General features: G+C 59.8%; 17 protein-coding genes. 5 read left to right on the forward strand and 12 right to left on the reverse strand.

The window, feature by feature from the left end; all coding sequences use genetic code 11:
- Positions 1-9: 9 nt before the first annotated feature.
- The 3 genes from ACN0X0_RS08955 to ACN0X0_RS08965 all read right to left on the reverse strand — a co-directional run bounded on the left by ACN0X0_RS08955 (position 10) and on the right by ACN0X0_RS08965 (position 2,493).
- Positions 10-1,047: a DUF2332 domain-containing protein gene (locus ACN0X0_RS08955; protein ID WP_417278871.1), complete on the reverse strand. Its 1,038-nt coding sequence runs from the start codon at positions 1,045-1,047 to the stop codon at positions 10-12.
- The gene (gene pth / locus ACN0X0_RS08960; protein ID WP_417263289.1) at positions 1,044-1,724 is read right to left on the reverse strand and encodes an aminoacyl-tRNA hydrolase; all 681 of its coding nucleotides are present in this window, start codon (positions 1,722-1,724) and stop codon (positions 1,044-1,046) included. The genes ACN0X0_RS08955 and pth overlap by 4 nt, the downstream gene beginning before the upstream one ends.
- 142 nt (positions 1,725-1,866) lie before the next feature.
- Entirely contained in the window at positions 1,867-2,493 is a 627-nt protein-coding gene (locus tag ACN0X0_RS08965; RefSeq protein WP_417278872.1) for a 50S ribosomal protein L25/general stress protein Ctc, read from the reverse strand.
- 283 nt (positions 2,494-2,776) lie between these two features.
- On the opposite strand from ACN0X0_RS08965, the gene ACN0X0_RS08970 reads away from it, so the two are divergent.
- Positions 2,777-3,928, forward strand: a complete 1,152-nt coding sequence (locus tag ACN0X0_RS08970) for an MFS transporter (protein ID WP_417278873.1) — start codon at positions 2,777-2,779, stop codon at positions 3,926-3,928.
- 31 nt (positions 3,929-3,959) lie between these two features.
- On the opposite strand, the gene ACN0X0_RS08975 is transcribed toward ACN0X0_RS08970, so the two are convergent.
- From ACN0X0_RS08975 to nspC, 4 genes are all read right to left on the reverse strand, one after another.
- Positions 3,960-5,123, reverse strand: a complete 1,164-nt coding sequence (locus ACN0X0_RS08975) for an alpha-hydroxy acid oxidase (RefSeq protein ID WP_417278874.1) — start codon at positions 5,121-5,123, stop codon at positions 3,960-3,962.
- Positions 5,124-5,234: 111 nt separating this feature from the next.
- Complete coding sequence (locus tag ACN0X0_RS08980; RefSeq protein WP_417278875.1) at positions 5,235-6,137, reverse strand: hypothetical protein; 903 nt, start codon at positions 6,135-6,137, stop codon at positions 5,235-5,237.
- A gap of 129 nt (positions 6,138-6,266) precedes the next feature.
- On the reverse strand, positions 6,267-7,511 hold the full coding sequence (locus tag ACN0X0_RS08985; RefSeq protein WP_417278876.1) for a saccharopine dehydrogenase family protein: 1,245 nt from the start codon (positions 7,509-7,511) through the stop codon (positions 6,267-6,269).
- 44 nt (positions 7,512-7,555) lie between these two features.
- Positions 7,556-8,650 (reverse strand): carboxynorspermidine decarboxylase, encoded by a 1,095-nt coding sequence (gene nspC, locus ACN0X0_RS08990; protein WP_417278877.1) that lies wholly within the window; start codon positions 8,648-8,650, stop codon positions 7,556-7,558.
- 177 nt (positions 8,651-8,827) lie between these two features.
- Here nspC and ACN0X0_RS08995 point away from each other — a divergent pair, with 177 nt between their 5' ends.
- Both ACN0X0_RS08995 and ACN0X0_RS09000 read left to right on the forward strand, forming a co-directional pair.
- A complete protein-coding gene (locus ACN0X0_RS08995; protein ID WP_417278878.1) occupies positions 8,828-9,475 on the forward strand; it encodes a TetR/AcrR family transcriptional regulator in 648 nt (215 codons plus the stop codon).
- 90 nt (positions 9,476-9,565) lie between these two features.
- Positions 9,566-10,519 carry an alpha/beta fold hydrolase gene (locus tag ACN0X0_RS09000; RefSeq protein ID WP_417278879.1) on the forward strand — a complete coding sequence of 318 codons (954 nt, stop codon included), beginning with the start codon at positions 9,566-9,568 and terminating at the stop codon, positions 10,517-10,519.
- Positions 10,520-10,541: 22 nt separating this feature from the next.
- On the opposite strand, the gene trpA is transcribed toward ACN0X0_RS09000, so the two are convergent.
- Positions 10,542-11,333 (reverse strand): tryptophan synthase subunit alpha, encoded by a 792-nt coding sequence (gene trpA / locus ACN0X0_RS09005; RefSeq protein WP_417278880.1) that lies wholly within the window; start codon positions 11,331-11,333, stop codon positions 10,542-10,544.
- Between the two features lie 111 nt (positions 11,334-11,444).
- On the reverse strand, positions 11,445-11,858 hold the full coding sequence (locus ACN0X0_RS09010; protein ID WP_417278881.1) for a VOC family protein: 414 nt from the start codon (positions 11,856-11,858) through the stop codon (positions 11,445-11,447).
- A 135-nt stretch (positions 11,859-11,993) separates the two neighbouring features.
- Between ACN0X0_RS09010 and ychF the strand changes: the two genes are divergently transcribed.
- The gene (gene ychF, locus ACN0X0_RS09015; protein ID WP_417278882.1) at positions 11,994-13,091 is read left to right on the forward strand and encodes a redox-regulated ATPase YchF; all 1,098 of its coding nucleotides are present in this window, start codon (positions 11,994-11,996) and stop codon (positions 13,089-13,091) included.
- Between the two features lie 51 nt (positions 13,092-13,142).
- Here the strand turns inward: ychF and ACN0X0_RS09020 are convergent, their stop codons facing one another.
- The 3 genes from ACN0X0_RS09020 to ACN0X0_RS09030 all read right to left on the reverse strand — a co-directional run bounded on the left by ACN0X0_RS09020 (position 13,143) and on the right by ACN0X0_RS09030 (position 17,463).
- The gene (locus ACN0X0_RS09020; protein WP_417278883.1) at positions 13,143-14,483 is read right to left on the reverse strand and encodes an anti-phage deoxyguanosine triphosphatase; all 1,341 of its coding nucleotides are present in this window, start codon (positions 14,481-14,483) and stop codon (positions 13,143-13,145) included.
- Positions 14,484-14,595: 112 nt separating this feature from the next.
- Positions 14,596-15,906: an esterase-like activity of phytase family protein gene (locus tag ACN0X0_RS09025; RefSeq protein WP_417278884.1), complete on the reverse strand. Its 1,311-nt coding sequence runs from the start codon at positions 15,904-15,906 to the stop codon at positions 14,596-14,598.
- Between the two features lie 135 nt (positions 15,907-16,041).
- Positions 16,042-17,463, reverse strand: a complete 1,422-nt coding sequence (locus ACN0X0_RS09030; protein WP_417278885.1) for a coniferyl aldehyde dehydrogenase — start codon at positions 17,461-17,463, stop codon at positions 16,042-16,044.
- A 410-nt stretch (positions 17,464-17,873) separates the two neighbouring features.
- On the opposite strand from ACN0X0_RS09030, the gene ACN0X0_RS09035 reads away from it, so the two are divergent.
- Entirely contained in the window at positions 17,874-19,040 is a 1,167-nt protein-coding gene (locus ACN0X0_RS09035) for a nucleotide sugar dehydrogenase (RefSeq protein WP_417278886.1), read from the forward strand.
- Positions 19,041-19,047 lie beyond the last annotated feature (7 nt).

Consider the following 19,047-nt stretch of genomic DNA (forward strand, 5'->3'; position numbering starts at 1 on the left):
CGTTCTCCGTCACAGATTCGGCGCGATCCAGTCGATCCAGCGCCCGTGAAAATCGAACCGCCCGAGGTCGTGCTCTGTGCCGCCAGGCCAAAGCGTGAGTGTAAGCTTCGCGCCGGGACCTTGGCCATCGGCCTCCATAGAGAGACGGGCAAGCGGTGCCTCTTCGGTGGCGCGTGCGCCAGCCTCGGCCAACAAGGCCTCCCCCCGATCCTGAACGGGGTGCGGGAAATATTGCCAAGCCACGGTATGATAAACCAGATGCAATCGCCCGTCCAAGTGCTGCGAAAGTCGTCCCTCCAGCCAATCGATGGCGTCGGCTTGGTCCACGCGCGGCGGATGCGCGGTGGCCAGATCGAGCGCGGCAGAGATGCGTGCGAACCGCGCCGTCTGGTCGGGCCAGATGAAGGACAAAAGCCTGAGCCGCTCCGCCACCGGATCACGCGGGCTGAGGTCCACGCCTTGCCGGTCTGCGACGGTAAACCCGTGCGGTTCTGGCGCCGGGCTGCGCCAGTCGGGCGTCAAGATCACGGGGCTGTCCGGGGGACCGAAATCACCGCCGGGCGTGCACAGGCGAAAACGGTCGAAATTCAGGTTGAGCCCGGCACTTGCCCCAAGTTCCGACAGCACCAAGGGCAGGTCAAACCGTTCGAATAGGGCGTCGGCCGCAAGGATCAACGCCGTGGCGCGCGCGACTTCGTTGGTTTGCGGCGCGTCGTTCAAGCGCTGATCTATATAGCTCTCATGCCGGGAGATGGCGGCACAGGCGGCCTTGTGCAGGTCCGCCTCTGTCGGGGCATGTGGCGGGTAAAAGGCGGTCAACTCCGAGTCTTGCCCCTCAAGCACAAGCCCATGCAACGCGCCCGCCAGACGCAGCGGGACAGAGGCGCCATTGCTGGACATATCGCCGGGCCAAGACGTGATGCGCGCGCCGATGGGGCCGTCGGGCAGGCCGAGATTGGCAAAACCCTCAAGCAGCGTGGCGGTGAAGGGCGAACCAAGGTCGCGGCAGGCGCGGGCCTGATCTTGGAACGCCGCGCGCCAGCTCATTGGAATTTGTCTTTGAGCTTTTGGAGCGGCGAGCGTGTGTCCTCGGCGGGCGGTTCCGGTGTCTTTGCCGGTTGCGCTTTTTGCGGTTTTGTTCCGGTCGAACTGCGGGGCGGCGCGGTTCTGAGCGCGACCGCATTGGAAAACTTTGCTGGCTGATCATCGGCCAGAGCGGCGGCACCATCGGAGCAGCCGCGGATCACATCGTCGAGCCAGTCTTGTTCGGCCTTGGCGAAATCCGACAACACATAGGGTGCCACACGGTCCTTATGCCCCGGATGCCCGATGCCGAGCCGCACGCGGTCATACTCCGCACCGATATGCTGATGGATCGAGCGCAGCCCGTTGTGCCCCGCATGCCCACCGCCGGATTTGACGCGCACCTTGCCGGGCGCGAGATCCAGCTCGTCGTGGAACACCACCACATCGGCGGGGGTGAGTTTGTAGAACCGCATGGCTTCGCCGACCGATTGGCCGGAGAGGTTCATGAAGGTTTCGGGTTTCAGAAGAATGACCTTGTCGCCGCCCAGACGCCCTTCGGTGACCTGTGCCTGAAACTTCGCCCGCCACGGACCAAAACCGTGATCTTCGGCGATCCGGTCCAGCACCATGAAGCCGATATTGTGACGGTTGTGCGCGTATTTCGCGCCGGGGTTGCCTAGGCCAACGAAGAGTTTCATGCGCGTCTCCTTTGGACATGACACCTAAAGCCTCTGCGCCGGATTTGCGAGTCCTGAGACAGGTGAAAGGAGAGGCGCGCACAACGAAAAACGCGGGCCCCAAAGGACCCGCGTTTCAAATCTCGCCAGAGGCTGCGGAGGATTATTCCTCTGCTGCGGCCTCTTCAGCTTCGTCCTCATCGGAAGCCCCACCGCCGAGACCGGCCGGAGCTGCGATGTTGGCGATCACGAAGTCACGCTCGATGACCGGTTTCGCACCTTTCGGCAGGGTCACGTTGGAGATGTGGTACACATCGCCAATGTTGCCGCCGGTGATGTCGAGGGTGATTTTTTCCGGAATGTCGGAAGCCGTCACGATCAACTCGACGTCGGTACGGACGTGGGTCACAACGCCACCGCGTTTGATGCCCGGAGCCGCCTCTTCGCCGACGATTTCGACGGGGATGAAGAGGTTGATGCGGGAGTTGCGGTGCAGACGCATGAAGTCGACGTGGGTCGGAAGGTCTTTCACAACGTCACGCTGAACGCCGCGGCAGATCACGCGCACGTCTTCCTGGCCTTCAACTTTGAGGTTGAAGAGCGTGGACAGGAAACGGCCTTGTTTCAGGCGCTTCAGCAGCTCGTTGAATTTGATGTTGATCGGAAGCGGTTCTTTGTCATCACCGTAAACGATCCCCGGAACCAGACCGTCGCGACGTGCCTGACGAGCGGCGCCCTTGCCTGTCCCCATACGTTCCAAGGCAATAAGATCAGGAATCTCACCAGCCATTTTGAATTCTCCATAAATAGGGCGGGACTCCTCCAAGGCTGTAGTCCCGCGTGAAGCCGTGGCCTTACACGGGAATCGGCGAAATGGGAAGGCTTTTGTTGCCAGGGCCGCATGGTTTCCCGCAAAGGGGCCTCTTGGGGCGCTTGGCTTTGGTGGCGTGAAAAATCTGTTGTGTCCAGGGGACCATCCCTCTTACCTGTAAGACAACTTCTCAAAGCGCTTTGAAAATTCCACTGAAAATCCCATTCAGAAACCCATTGGGCCAGATGCAGAGGATCAAACCATGTCACACTCTCTCCTTAAGGCCATCACCGTCTCCCGAGCGCCTTTGGCGGCTCTGGGTGCGACAGGGTTTCTGTGGGGCACATTTGCGGCCATGGTGCCCGTGGTAAAAATGCGCGCCGAGGCCTCGGATGCCGTCTTCGGGCTGGCGCTTTTGGGCTCGGCGGCGGGCGGTATGTTGGCCATGTATCTTGCTCCGGCGCTCAACAAAAAACTAGGGCGGCTGGCCTTGCCGGTCCTTGGTCTGTGCTCGCTCATCGCGTTGCAATTGCCGGTTTTGGTGACCAGCCCCTGGAGCCTGTTTCCCGTCATGCTGGCTTTGGGCATTGTCGTCGCGAGTTTCGACGTGAACGCCAATCTGCGGATTTCCAGCCTTGAGGAGCAGCACGGCCTTCATCTTATGAACCTCAATCACGCGATGTTTTCCCTCTGCTTCGGGATGGCCTCGCTGGCGGTCGGGGCGATGCGCGCGCGCGGGATGGCTCTGGAACAGGTGCTGCCGCTGATGAGCGTGGTGATTTTTGCGGCGGGGATTTTGACGATCGAACGTCGGGGCTTTGTCGCGGAAGACGAGGATCAGAGCCCGACGCCAGACAAGCTGCCTTGGCGGGCGATCCTGTTGATTGCCTTGATGATGTTTGTCGCCTTTGTGAGTGAAAACACGGTGGAGACCTGGTCGGCGCTGTTTCTGGAACGCGAATTGGGCGGCGCGCCGGGGCAGGGGGGATTCGGGCCTGCGATGCTGGGGTTTACCATGGCCGCGTTTCGACTGGCCGGGCAATTGACGACGGAACGTTTGGGCGAGCGCCGCGTGATCTTTTGGTCGGGTCTCATCGGCATGTGTGGCGCGGTGGCCCTGTCTCAGGCGCCGACACAGGGCATGGCTTTGCTGGGGATCGCGCTCATGGCCACCGGGCTGGCGGTGATCGTTCCGACGGCGACCTCGCTTTTGGGCAAGCTCAGCCATCGCAGGCAACGCGACATGGCCATTTCGCGCGCATGGATGATCGGTTTTGTCGGCTTCTTTGTTGGACCGACCTCGATTGGCTATCTCTCCGAACATTTCGGATTGCGCGCGGCGTTTCTGGTGGTGGCGGGGCTCATTGGACTGATCATCCCGGCGATCTTGAGCCTGCCAGCGCGCAAAGACTGAGGCGGCACAGAGGCCGCCTCGTCATTTGGCGTTAGGCCCAGCGTCCGGTGAAATCTTCCGGCACACGCAGGATGTTGCGGTCGACATCTTCGATATGTTTGCGCCCGCAAAGGGCCATGGAGATGTCCATCTCCTTGTGGATCACCTCAAGCGCCTTGGTCACGCCTTCTTCGCCCATGGCGCCGAGGCCGTGGACGAAAGCGCGGCCGATATAGGTGCCTTTGGCGCCCATCGCCATCGCCTTGAGCACGTCCTGACCGGAGCGGATGCCGCTGTCGAGATGCACCTCGACCTGATCGCCCACGGCGTCCAAAATCGGCGGCAGCGCGCGGATCGACGACAGCGCACCGTCCAACTGCCGCCCGCCGTGGTTCGAAACGACGATGGCATCGCAGCCGACCTTGGCGGCCATGACGGCGTCTTCGGGTTCCATCACGCCTTTTAGGATCAGCGGCCCGCCCCACATCTCTTTGATGGCTTCGATCTTGCCCCAATCGAGACGTGGGTCGAATTGTTCGGCGGTCCATTTGAACAGCGACGACGGGTCATCCACGTCTTTCGCGTGGCCGATGATATTGCCAAAGCCGCGGCGTTTGGTTTGGAGCATCTCAAGTCCCCAACCCCATTTCGTTGCCAGATCGGCGATCACCGCGGGGGTGAGTTTCGGCGGGGCGGAGAGGCCGTTTTTCAGATCCTTGTGGCGTTGGCCGAGGATTTGCAGATCGAGCGTGAGAACGAGGGCGGAGACACCGGCATCCTTGGCGCGCTGGATGATGTTTTTCAGGAAGTCCTGATCGCGCATCACATAGAGCTGAAACCAGAAGGGTTTCGTGGTGTGTTCCGCCACATCTTCGATGGAGCAGATCGACATGGTCGAGAGCGTGAAGGGCACGCCGAATTTCTCCGCCGCTTTCGCCGCCTTGATCTCACCATCGGCGCGCTGCATGCCGGTCAGCCCCACGGGCGCCAAAGCGACGGGCATGGCAACATCCTGACCGATCATTTTCGTGGCGGTGGAACGGCCCTCCATATCGACGGCGACGCGTTGGCGCAGACGGATCTGGTCGAAATCCGAGGTGTTCTCGCGAAAGGTCTGTTCGGTCCAGGAGCCGCTTTCGCAATAGTCGTAGAACATCTTCGGCGTGCGCCGTTTGTGCAGCCGTTTGAGATCGTCGATGGTGGTGATGACCGTCATGTCGCTCTTCTTTGCCAAATTGGTTTGATTGCATAACCAATTCGCACAAATTGCGAGGCACTCCAAGGCGCAATTCGAAGGGCGCCAGAGCTCTGTCTTCAGGGGCTCCGCTCAGAGCGCCATGAAAATCTCGAGTGTTTCCACCAATTGCAGGTCCATATACTCAATGCTGAACGACAGTTCCGGCAGCAAGGCGGGGAGTTCGGCCTGATTGCTTTGGCTGATCAGAGCATAGAACAGAGGCTCAAGCCCGACCCAGGTTTGCCAGGTGCTGAATGCGGCTTGCTCAAGCGATGGGGTGTCGGGTTGATCTGATTGCGCTGGACGCGTGAAGGTCAGATTGAAGATATTCTGATTGAAGGTCGACAGGTCCGCTGACAGGTCCTCGCGACGGGCGACATTGGTATCCGCCCCCTGATCGAGATAGATGAGGCATGCATCCTTTCCCGCTTGTTGCAGCAGCCGACTTTGATCGCCAGCGGTGGCAATGAGGCGGCTGCGCATCAGATGGTCGGGGGACAGTTCGACTGAGGTTTTCAGCTCCAAAGACTGCGCCACATTGCGCCAAAGTTTTTCGAGCGACTGGGATTTGAAGGTGAGTTTCAACACCTCCTCATTCTGCATCCCTTCTGACAGAAAGCTCGCCGCTTTCTTGTCGAGCCCGTTCCAAACCATTTCAGCGGAGCCGAGCTGGGTCAGGATATTGCCATTGGTGATTGGGGCAATACCGCGCGCGGGATCGCCCTCTTTGAGCGCCACAAAAGCGGCCGCGACTTCGCGCCGCGTGTCGGACACCAGAGTGCGATTTCGTGGTACATCGATGCCGGCCTGCACAAAACACATGCTGCGGACGAGACGATGCGCAAGCGCAGTTTGACGTCCGATCAATTGAATTTGGCGTTCATAAACGGCGGCATCGGATGCGCCCTCTGTGTCGGGTTCTGCCGCAATCAGGCAAACCGGCAGCAGTCCGAGGGTCAGGATCAGAAGGAGGAACTTACGCAATGCGGACATGAGACTCTCTGCTTTTAGGTGGCCAGAGACTGCGTGATTCTCCTTTCCATGGGATTAAGTCGCGCTGTGGGTATGAAAAAAGCCCGCCAAAAGCGGGCTTTCGTCAGTTTACGTGATGTTAAAACGCGATCAGGCGTCCCAGGCCTTGTCTTCACCGCCAAGCCCGCCGATCTGCACGCGGGTCGGGAGACCCATCTGATCGAGCAGGGTAAAGAACGGTTTCGGGTCCAGTTCCTCGACGTTTTTCATCGTGCCCGCGTCCCAGTCGCCGGTGGCGATGAGCATGGCGGCGGCGACCGGCGGCACGCCTGCGGTGTAGGAAATGCCCTGCGAGCCGACCTCGTTATAGGCCTCTTTGTGGTCCGCCACGTTGTAGACGAAGACCTCGAAATCCTCGCCATCCTTGGTGCCTTTCACCAGATCGCCGATGCAGGTCTTGCCCTCGTAATTGGGCGCCAGAGAGGAGGGATCGGGCAGCACGGCCTTGACCACTTTCAGCGGCACAACTTCGAGGCCTTCAGCGGTTTTCACTGGCTGCTCGGACAGAAGGCCGAGGTTTTGCAGCACGGTGAAGACGTTGATGTAATGCTCGCCAAAGCCCATCCAGAACCGCACATCGGCCTGCGGATAGTTGGTCGCAAGGCTGTGCACCTCATCGTGACCCGACTGATAGGCGCGTTGTTGGCCTACGACCGGCAGGTCCCAATCATGCCCGCTCTCGAACATCTTCTTCTCTTTCCACTGGCCGTCTTCCCAATAGTAGACGACGCCGGTGAATTCGCGGAAGTTGATCTCGGGGTCAAAGTTCGTGGCGAAATATTTGCCATGCGACCCCGCATTGATGTCCACGATATCGATCGATTTCACCTCATCCATCATGTCGATGGCAAAGCGCGCGTAGGCGTTCACCACACCCGGGTCGAACCCGGCACCGAGGATGGCGGTGACACCTTTTTCTGCGCAGAGATCGCGTTTCTTCCACTCGTAGTTGCCGTACCAAGGCGGGGTCTCGCAGATCTTGGTCGGATCCTCGTGGATTGCCGTGTCGATATAGGCGGCGCCCGTTTCGATACAGGCGTCGAGCACGGTCATGTTGACGAATGCGGAGCCCACGTTGATCACGATCTGAGCGCCGATTTTCTCGATCAGGGCGGCAACAGCTTTGCTGTCCATCGCGTCAACCTGATGGGCCTCAAGAACGCCCTCCTGTTTCATCGCGGCCTTTTCACGGACCGACTCAAGGATCGCTTCGCATTTCGAAAGCGTCCGGCTTGCGATATGAATTTCGCCAAGCACATCGTTGTTTTGGGCGCATTTATGCGCGACGACCTGAGCGACGCCGCCGGCGCCGATGATGAGTACGTTCTGTTTCAACGGTAGAGACCCCCTTATCGTTTCGGGTGGTGAATGGAGCGGGCTTAGCCAAGCGCCGCGACGAAATCCTCGTAACCGAAGTCACGCACCAGTTTGACGGTGCCGTCGAGTTCGCGCACTGCGATCCCCGGCATCTTCACCCCGTTAAACCAGTTCTTTTTAACCATTGTGTAACCAGCGGCATCTTCGATGGAGATTTTATCCCCGATTTCGAGCGGTTTGTCGAATTTGGCATCGCCAAAGATGTCGCCCGCCAGACAGGTCTTGCCCGCGATCTCATACGCATGCGTGCCGTTTTGCGGCAGTTTCGCGGTCTCGCGATAGATCAGAAGATCAAGCATATGGGCTTCGATGGAGCTGTCGACGATGGCGACTTTTTTTCCATTGTCGATGATGTCGAGCACCGAAACCTCGAGCGTGGTCGATTTGGTGATCGAGGCCTCGCCGGGCTCCAGATAGACCTGCACGCCCATCGCGTCAGAGAAAGATTTCAGCCGGTCCGCCAGCTTGTCGAGCGGGTAGTTTTCGCCGGTGAAATGGATGCCGCCCCCGAGCGAGACCCAATCGAGCCGCTTCAGGAAGGTGCCAAACTCTTGTTCGATACGCGACAATTGTTCGGAGAACAGGTCGAAGTCATTGTTTTCGCAGTTGTAATGGATCATCACGCCGTTGATGCGATCCTGCGCGGTTTCCAGACGCTCCAGATCCCACTCGCCCAGACGCGAAAAGGGCCGCGCCGGGTCGGCAAGATCAAAGCCCGAGGTCGAGAACCGCGGATTGAGACGCAGGCCGGTGGCGATGCCCTTGGCCTTTTCACCAAAGCGATCCAACTGGCCGAGAGAGTTGAAGATGATCTTGTCGGCGTAGCTCACCGCCTCGTCGATCTCATTGTCCGCCCAACCCACGGAGTAGGCATGGGTTTCCTTGCCGAATTTCTCGGCGCCCAGACGCAATTCATAGAGCGAGGACGACGTGGTCCCGTCCATATAGTCGCGCATGAAATCGAACACCGGCCAGGTGGAGAAACACTTGAGCGCCAACAAAGCCTTCGCCCCGGAGTTTTCCCGCAGCCAGGCGATTTTTTCCATGTTCGGAAGCAAACGCGCTTTGTCGATCAGGTAATACGGCGTCTGGATCATCTCATTCCCCCAACGGGCCCCCAAAGGTCAAAAAGGAACGGCTTTAGGGGGCTGCACTTAGGGCGATTCAACCGATGAGGCAAGAAAAACCATAGGTTTGCGCGGATATTGGCTTTGACTTTGCCCCGCCCGACACTCGGCTCTATATTGAAGACTTGAATGCCCCAAGGAAACCCCATGTCTGAGCGCCTGCCTAAGCAAATGTCCGACGATGCCCCCCGTCATGTCGCGCGTCGCGGTCGTCCGCGGAAATTTGATCGCGATGAGGCTCTTGAACGGGCGATGCAGGTGTTCTGGACACATGGCTACGATGCCACCTCGATGCAGCATCTGACCGCTGGCATGAGCATCAATTCACCGAGTATCTACGCGGCTTTCGGATCGAAAGAGGCCTTGTTTCGTGAGGCGGTGGATCGATACGTGCGCCAGGAGGCAGAGGTCGCCTGGCGTGCTCTTGACGAGACGGAGGGGCTGCGCGAGGCGGTCCGTCTGATGCTGCGCGCCTCTCTTGATGTCTTTGTCGCCAACACGCCGCCGCGCGGATGTCTGGTGGTGTTGGGGGCCGGGCATTTGGACGCCGGGAGCGATCCGGTGCGTGGCTTTCTTCGCGATCAGCGGCGGCACTTCCGGGCCCGGATCGAGGCGCGTCTGGCGCGTGCCGTCTCGGTGGGAGAGTTGCCGGATGACAGCGATCTTCTGGGGCTCTCCGAATGTCTTCTGGCGTTTTTCAGCGGGCTGGCGATTGAGGCCGTGGATGGCGCCGATCTCGATGCGCTCTATCGCTCGGTGGAGATGTTCTGCACAGGAATGCTGCCCCTGAATTAATTTGTATCAATCGATACAAAAATACTTGTCATCCTGCCTTGCGCCCTATTTATGTGTTGATCGATACATAAATATGCGAAAGGACGCATCATGACCGTTACACACACCGTCGCCCTATCGGATCGGGTGACGCCTTTGGCGGGCTTTGGCTCTGTCTCCAATGTGCCGCGCCTGCCGGAAGGCTTTTCCGAAGTTTTTCAGAGCTATCGGGTGGATGCAGGCAAAGTGCATATCCATGCGGTGATTGGCGGGCAGGGCGCGCCGCTGTTGTTGCACTCGGGCTGGCCGCAAAGCTGGTTCGCATGGCGCTATCTGATGCCGGCGCTGGCCGAACATTTCACCGTGATCGCCGTCGATCCGCGCGGCTTCGGGTTGAGCGATCGCCCGGCGGACGGCTTTGACGTCAATTCACTGGCCGAAGATATGTTCGGGGTGATGGATGCCTTGGGCTATGACAGCTTCATGTTTGCCGGGCACGATATCGGTGTCATGGTCGGCTATGCCATGGCTGCGTTGAAACCGGACCGCATCCGTCGTCTCGCGCTGGGAGAAGGCACGATTGTCGGCGCGTCCCCCTCGCCGGAATTGATCCCCGATGGCCGTCATTTGAGCGATTTCTTGTGGCATTTCAATTTCAACCGGGCCTACGACATCAACGAACGCCTGGTCGAAGGGCGAGAGGAATTGTTCTTTGAGTATCAATTCGCGACCAAGGCGGCCCATGCGGAGGCCGTACCGAAATACGCCCGCACCTTCTACATCGAGATGCTGCGCCGTATGCCGGGTACGTTGAAGGCGAGTTTTGACTATTACCGCGCCATCGATGAGACGATTCCGCAAATCCACGCGCACAAACAGACGATGTTGAAAATGCCGCTCCTGGCCTTTGCCGGGGAACTGGCCTGCAACATGATGGTCGAAACGGAGATGCGCACGCTGGCCGAAGATGTGCGCGGGTTGATGATTCCCGAGTGCGGTCATTTCCCGGCCGAAGAAAAACCCGCCGAATTGCTGGCGGGCCTTTTGGAATTCTTCACCGAGTGAGCAAGCTCAGGCACATTGCGTCTCAGGCGCGGTGTGCCCCATCCGCCAGAGATTTCACATAGGCTGCGACCTCTTCGACCGATTTGCCCTCTGCGATCTCGCTGACGATGGCGGAGCCCACAACGGTGCCGTCGGCGACCGCGGCGATCTCTTCGGCTTTTTCCGGCGTGCGCACGCCAAAGCCCACGATCACCGGCAGGTCGGTCTTGGCCTTGATCCGCGCGACTTCCGGGGCGACATCGGCGCCCGACGCGGCGGCGGCGCCCGTGGTGCCGGTCACGGAGACGTAATAGACAAACCCGGAGGTGTTTTGCAGCACGGTCGGCAGGCGTTTGTCATCGGTCGTGGGGGTGGCCAGACGGATGAAGTTCAGACCGGCTTTTTGCGCCGGAATGCAAAGCTCGTCGTCTTCTTCGGGCGGCAGATCCACGACGATCAGCCCGTCGATCCCGGCCTCGACCGCATCGACCAAAAACTGGTCCACGCCATGCGAATAGATCGGGTTGTAATAGCCCATCAAAACAATCGGAGTTTTATCATCCGTCTTGCGGAATTCTTTCGCCAGTCCGAGCGTTTTGTTGAGTGTCATGCCCTGATCCAGCGCACGCTGACCGGCCAGCTGAATGGTCGGGCCGTCGGCCATCGGATCGGTGAAGGGCAGGCCCAGCTCGATGATGTCGACACCGGCCTCGGGCAGCGCCTTGACGATTTCGAGCGATTTCGCCTCATCCGGATCGCCCGCCATGACATAAGCGACGAAAGCTTTCTTCCCAGCGGCTTTCAATTCGGCGAATTTGGCGTCGATACGGGTCATGTGGCGGCACTCCATTAGCTTGCGCAAAAGGGAGTGCAACAAATGCGGGGCAAGAGCAAGGGGGCAGCGCGTTTATCGCGGCCTCAAAGGGCTCAGAGGGTCAGGCCAGCCTTAACCTGCCGGTTTCGCGGGCGTGGTCATGATGATCCAGCTTGTGCCGAACCGATCCACACACATGCCAAAGCCCGGCGAAAAGAAGGAGGGGCCATATTCCATCGTTGGCACGCCGCCCTCGACCAAAGCGCCGAAAATGCGCCGCCCGTCGGCGACCGTGTCGGTGGAGACGGTGACGGAGACCGAAGATTGCGGTTTGGACGCGACATGTGGCGGGTCATCCGAGGCCATGAGATCGCCATAGGGCGACATCAGCGCGGCATGCATGATGGCTTCGGAATGGGCGTAGCCTTCGGGCGCCTCGGGCATCTCTTTGTAGCGCATGAGATCGAGATCGCCGCCCAGCACCTGTTGATAGCTGCGCATGGCCTCTTCGCAATGGCTTTCGAAATGCAAATACGGTGTGATCATGACAGCCTCCCCATCATTTCTCCTGACATTTCATCTGTCAGGATACGCCTGTTGCACGATTCCCGCAAAGCGCGGCTTGCGCGAGGCTGCGTTGGGCCTTAGACAGCCTAGGAATTTCGGACAAAGGAGGCCGCAATGGGCTTCAAGATGGGCATCGTCGGTCTGCCGAACGTGGGCAAATCGACGCTTTTCAATGCGCTGACCAAAACCGCCGCGGCGCAGGCGGCGAACTTTCCGTTCTGTACCATCGAGCCCAACGTGGGCGACGTGGCGGTGCCGGACCCGCGTTTGGACAAGCTGGCAGAGATTGCCGGCTCGAAACAGATCATCCCGACGCGCATGTCCTTCGTGGATATCGCGGGTCTGGTGAAAGGCGCCTCCAAAGGTGAGGGCCTCGGCAACCAGTTCCTCGCGAACATCCGTGAGTGCGACGCCATCGCCCATGTGGTGCGTTGTTTCGAGGACGGGGATGTGACCCACGTCGAGGGCCGCGTCGATCCGGTGGACGACGCGCAGGTGATCGAGATGGAGCTCATGCTCGCCGATCTGGAAAGCATCGCGAAACGTCGCGCCAACCTTGTCCGCAAGCTCAAGGGCAACGACAAAGAGGCGAAGCTTCAGGACGAGTTGCTGGCCCGTGCGCAGGCCGCACTTGAGGCCGACAAACCGGCCCGCACCGTCGAGATCACAGACGAAGAGCGCAAGCAGTGGAATATGCTGCAACTTCTGACGCAAAAGCCGATCCTTTACGTCTGCAACGTCGAGGAAGAGAATGCCGCCAAGGGCAACGCTTTCTCGGAGGCGGTCGCGAAAATGGCCGAGGAGCAGGGCGCAGGCACGGTGGTGATCTCCGCCAAGATCGAGGAAGAAATCTCCCAGCTCGAAGGCGACGAAGCCGAGATGTTCCTCGAAGAACTGGGTCTGCACGAGGCCGGTCTCGACCGTCTCATTCGCGCGGGCTACGAGCTGTTGCACCTCGAGACCTATTTCACCGTCGGCCCGAAAGAGGCCCGCGCCTGGACGATCACCAAAGGCACCGCTGCACCGGCCGCCGCCGGTGTGATTCATGGCGATTTCGAGCGTGGCTTTATCCGTGCCGAAACCATCGCCTATGACGATTTCATCGCCTGCAAGGGCGAAGCGGGCGCCAAAGATGCGGGCAAGATGCGCGCGGAAGGCAAAGGCTACATCGTGCAGGACGGCGATGTGATGCACTTCCTGTTCAACACCTGAGCGGCGTTGAAGCGAGATTTGGAAAGGCGGTCTTCGGGCCGCCTTTCTCGTTTAGAGCCGGTCGAACACCGACCCCATCCTTGGCGCAAACAGCCGCTCATAGGTCTTCAAAAGCGCTGCATCCGTCATGCTCGCCACATAGTCGCAGATCACCCGCAGATCGCCCTTAGTCTCCGCGTAGCGCTCCTGATGATCGCGGGGCAAAAGCCGCTCGGGATCGGAACAGAGCGCCTCAAAGACGGAGACCACCATCTGCTGGCCCTTGAATTCAAGCTGCTGCACGTTGGGGCTTTTGATCACCACTTTGAACACCAGATCTTTCAGCGCCTTCAACACCGCACGCCGTGCGGCAGGCAAGCTGGCGCGGTAGCGCAGGAGCGGTTCTGAGAACTCAGGCACTTCGGTGTATTCGACGGCGGTGATCAGATAATTTACAAACCGCGAAATGAAGCGTTTGCGGGTGTCGCGCCCGCCGAACAACCCGTCGAGCATCTGTCCATAGACGTCATTGCCGAATTGATCCGGGTATTTGCCTTTGAGCATGTCGAGAAAATCGCCGATCTGATCCGCCGACACATGCGCCACAAAGTCCTCGCGCGTCAAAAGCGTGAGCGCAATCGCGTCCTCCAGATCGTGCACCCCGTAGGCGATGTCATCGGCCAGATCCATGATGCTGCAATCAAAGGATTTATGCAGCGCTTTGCGATGCTTCCCGGCCTCCACCGGGCCCATGGCGCAGAACGCCGTGCGGTCTTCGGGGGAGAGCGGGGAGAGCACCCAATCGACCACGTCCAATTCGCTGTCGAGGTAACATTTCGGCGGCGTTGAGGCCTCTGTGTCGATGAGTTTGAGCGTGTCGGGGCCGTCGCTCAGTTTGGGCCTGAGCGCGGAATTGCGGGCCTGCGTGTAGGAGACCGGGTATTTCAACAGGCCCAAAAGGCTGCGCCGGGTGAGGTTTGCACCCGAGTTTTGGGAAAAGCTTTCCAGCCGGGACAGGATACGCAGGCTCTGGCCATTGCCCTCGAACCCGCCCGCTTCGCGCATGCAATAATTCAGCGCCACCTCGCCGCCATGACCAAAGGGCGGATGGCCCAGATCATGCGAACAGCCCACGGCATGGATCATCGAGCGATCCGGCAGATGGGCGGTGGCGGGATGTGTCGGAAAGCTTTGCTCCAACTGCCGCGCCAGACCTCCGGCGATCTGCGCCACTTCCAGCGAATGCGTCAGACGGGTGCGATAGAAATCGCTGTCGCCGAGATTGAGGATCTGCGTCTTGCCCTGAAGCCGCCGAAAGGAGGCGGAATGGATCACGCGGGCATAATCGACATCGCCCGCGCCGCGCGCGTCCTCGGAATGCCCGCTCCATGTCTCTCTGCGTTCAAGCCACATCTGCGCCTCCTCGTGGTTCGGGCGCACCATATGGGGCGCGATGCGGGAAGGCCAGATGGGGAAACCCCGGAGCAGCACGATGAGGAAAAGGCGCACCGCTCCGGGGTAGAGATTATTCCGCCTTCAAAAACTCGGCGACGTCCAAGAGGATCATCTCGTTGTCGTCAACACGGCCTTCTTGGCGGCCCGTCGAGAAGGGGTAGTTGTTGTCATTGGCGACGACGATGGTGGTCTCATCCACGCGATCCACATCCTCGATGGTGAAATAGGGGAAGGTGTAGACCCCATCCATCGTGCCACGCGGCGCGATGCCGACGGGGTCCTGAATGTCCATCAGGTCGATATAGGCGATTTTTTCCAAGACATTGTTCTCGTCCATCCGCTCCAGATCGATCAGGTAGATGCGTTTGAACATCGCGGGATTTTCGGACCAGCCCTCGCGCGGGTCGCCTTGGAAGTTGTCGCGCTCGATGATCAGGCCACGGGTGCCTTCGATCAGGTTGAAATCGCCGATGGCGTGGTTTTCGTCTTCAAGCGGGAAATAGCGCACCGTGTCACCCCATGCGCCGGTTTCGGTGGACAGCTCGAACATCGACAGAACCGGCTTGCCGCCGACATGTTTCTTTTCGCCGGTTTCCGGGTCATAGACCGGCTTTTCCAACAGCGGGTAGAGGGTTTTCATATCCTCGGACAGGGCCATGCCCTCATAGCCGCCGGAGCGGTAGGAGACGACCGTGTCCGGCAGGGCGCCGCCGGGGTTCGGCGTGGCGACAAAGAAGTTGTCCGGCGATTGGATCAACTCACCGCCCGGCTCGGTCGCCAGCACGCGGAGCACTTCGCCCGCGCCGTTCACTTCGATGATCCACGGACCGAATTCGTCGCCGATCCAGAAAGTCTCGCCCACCGGCTGAATGGATTCCAGATCGAAATCCGCGCCCGTGAGCGTGCGGGCCTCGGTGGCTTCGTTCATGATCGGGAAGGGGACGATGTGGTCCGGATCGGACAGTTGGACCGTTTTTTCGATGCCAACGCGACCGGTCTCCCAATCGACTTTGACGATGTTGAACATCAGGACGATGTCCGACGAATTGGCTTTCGTGCCAAAGCCATTGTCCGTCAGCACGAGGAAACGGTCGTCGCCCATGGACCGGATGCCGGAAAACCCCTGAAGCGGCTGGCCGGGGAACGGCAGCGCGAGGCCGGTGGCCTCTTGGAAATTGCTGTAAAGCGCCTCATTGCGCGCGCCATTGGTGAAGCGGCCGGAGGTGTTGTAATAGGCCGAGGCGCCTTCGGGGGCGGGGACGAAGGTATGGCCGGAAAGCTCGGCCTGCGCCTTGAGCGTGGCGGGGAAGGCCTCTTGGGCTTGGGCTGCGCCGGCAAGCATGAGGGTCGCAAGGGCTGCACCGTAAACGGTCTTGGTCATGTCACTGTCCTGTGTGTGATGCGTTTCTTTGCGCTCGGGCGCTGTGCGGCCCAAAGCGATGCGCGCAAAGAACCGAAGAAACGCAACGGATTTGCGACCGTTTGGTCAAAATCCCACAAAACTTGCGTGACAGCTTTACATCAGCTTGCGCATCATCCCCAAAGCGCGTTTGCGCCAGCCTTTGAAGGGCGGCTCGGCGATGGCCATGCCGTTGCGCTTGGCCTGACGCACCACGGGTTTCAGATGGCTGAAGGTCTCAAAGCCTGCGCGGCCATGATAGCTGCCCTGACCGGAGGCCCCGACGCCGCCAAAGGGAAGCGTGCCAAAACCCACATGGATCGCCACATCGTTCACCGTCACGCCGCCGGAGGTTGAGTGGTCGAGCCACAACTCCTGCTCTTTCTTGTTGTCCGAGAAGACATAAAGCGCCAGCGGATGGTCGCGGGCGGCGACGAAATCCAATGCCTCTTGCGGATCGTCATAGGGGACAAGCGGCAGGATCGGGCCAAAGATTTCTTCCTGCATCAGGGCGATGTCTTGCGGCGGGTCGAGCACCACGGTGGGGGCGAATTTGCGGGCATTTCCCGTGGCCCCCTCGAGGCGCAGGATTTGCGCACCTCGCGCCTCAGCCTCAGACAGCATGGCGGTCAGGCGGGCGTGATGGCGTTCGGAAATGATCGCGGCGTAGTCGTCGCTTTCGGGCCCATCCGGAAAGAAATGCATGAAACCACCCATGATCGCATCCGTCATCGGCAGCATCTTTTTGCGCGGCACCAAAACGTAATCGGGCGCGACACAGACCTGCCCGGCATTCATTGCCTTGCCCCAAGCAATCCGTCGTCCCGCGCGGTCGAGATCGGCGCCGGGCATGATCACGGCGGGGCTTTTGCCGCCCAATTCCAAAGTGACAGGCGTCAGATTGCGCGCCGCCGCCTCGGCCACTTTGCGCCCGACGGATGTGGAGCCGGTGAAAAACAGATGATCAAATGGGAGCGCGGAAAACGCCTGTGCGATCTGCGGCCCGCCGGTGACGGTCGCGACCTCTTCGGGGGCGAAGACGCTGGCAAGCATTTCGGCCAAAGCTGCAGAGGTGCGGGGCGTCAATTCAGAGGGTTTGAGCATCACGCGATTGCCCGCCGCCAAGGCCGCGACCATCGGCGCCAGCGCAAGCTGCACGGGGAAATTCCACGGTGAGATGAGGCCGACAACGCCCAGCGGTTGCGGTCGAATTTCGGCGCGGGCGGGTTTGTACACCAGCGGCACAGGCGCGCGACGGACCCGCATCCAGCGTTTCAAATGCCGCTTGGCCTGGCGAATCTCGCCCAGAACCAAGTCGATGTCGTAGAGACGGCTTTCCATCGCGGGGCGATGGGAAAAATCATCGGACATCGCCGCGATCAGTGTGGGTTCGGCCGAGAGCAGGGCCTCTTGCAGCCGCGTCAAACGGTCCAGCCGCACGTCTCGCTCGACAACGGGCTGACCGCGCTGGGCGGTCTTTTGGCGGTGGAACAGCGCAGTGAGTTCGGCAGTGGGTTCGGCTGAGGTGTGGGCGGTCATGTCGGCCTCTCGCATCGTTTCGGGCATTCAGCCAGAAAAGATGGGCAAGAAAAAGGCCGCCTGAGCGCTCAGACGCCGTTGCGGCTCAGGACGCGGCGTAACGTGGCGCGAAACCCGTTGCGCGATGGCTCCCACAAACAGCCCAGCACAAAGGCGAAAGGTCTAATCTCGGTCATGTCGCGGGTCCCCCAAACAACACACAGATGGCTCTGATGCGCTGGTAAGGACAAAATGTCTCAGACAGGTGACAGCTCTGCGAAAACGCTGTGACGCAACGGGGAACGGTATGCCGCCTTATGGTCAAGCTGCCTAAAAACTCTGCAAATAAAAGCACATTCCAACTGATCTCTGGATTACCGGAACCGCATCCATTAGCATGAGCCTGAAGAGAGTTGTGCAAGGGTTCAGGGATGAAGATTGCGGTTGCCGGGATCGGCTATGTGGGGATGTCGAACGCGGTTTTGCTCGCGCAGCATCATGAGGTTGTCGCGGTGGATATTTCCGAGAGCCGTGTTCAGATGGTCAACGCGAGCAAGTCGCCGATTGTCGATGCCGAGCTTGAGGATTTCCTCGCCCACAAAGAGCTGAACCTGTCGGCCACGACGGACGGGGCCTCGGCCTACACCGGCGCGGATTTCGTCATCGTGGCGACGCCCACGAATTACGATGAGAAGTCGAATTATTTCGACACCTCCTCTGTGGAAGCCGTGATCGCACAGGTCATCGCGGTGAACCCGACGGCGACCATCGTGGTGAAATCGACCATCCCCGTGGGCTTTGTCACCCGCGTGCGGGCAGAGATGGCCACCGATCAGGTGGTCTTTTCGCCGGAATTCCTGCGCGAAGGCCGCGCACTCTACGACAACCTGCACCCGTCGCGGATTATCGTCGGCGAACAATCCGAACGTGCCCGCACCTTTGCCGATCTCTTGGTCGAGGGCGCCGTGGACAAAGACGTGTCCGTGCTTTTCACCGACGCCGATGAGGCCGAAGCGATCAAGCTTTTTGCCAACACTTACCTCGCCATGCGCGTCGCGTTCTTCAACGAGTTGGACAGCTACGCCATGGCGCGCGGCATGGACACGCGCCAGATCATCGACGGCATCGGGTTGGACCCGCGCATCGGCAGCCATTACAACAACCCGTCCTTTGGCTACGGCGGCTATTGTCTTCCGAAAGACACCAAACAGTTGCTCGCCAACTATTCCGAAGTGCCGCAAAACCTGATCGCGGCCATCGTTGAGACCAACCGCACACGCAAGGACTTCCTCGCCGACCGGATCATCGCCAAAGGCCCGAAGGTCGTGGGCGTCTACCGCCTCGTGATGAAAGCGGGCTCGGACAATTTCCGCCAGTCGTCGATCCAAGGCATCATGAAGCGGATCAAGGCCAAGGGCATCGAGGTGATCGTCTATGAGCCGGTGCTCGAGGAGGATGATTTCTTTGGCTCGCGCGTGGTGCGAGATCTGGATGCGTTCAAATCGGAGGCCGATGTCATCATCGCCAACCGTATGACCGATGATGTTGAAGATGTTGCGGACAAGATCTTTACCCGCGACCTGTTCCACGCCGACTAAGGACTGC

The organism is Celeribacter sp. (assembly GCF_048270365.1).
Classification (GTDB): Bacteria; Pseudomonadota; Alphaproteobacteria; order Rhodobacterales; family Rhodobacteraceae; genus Celeribacter.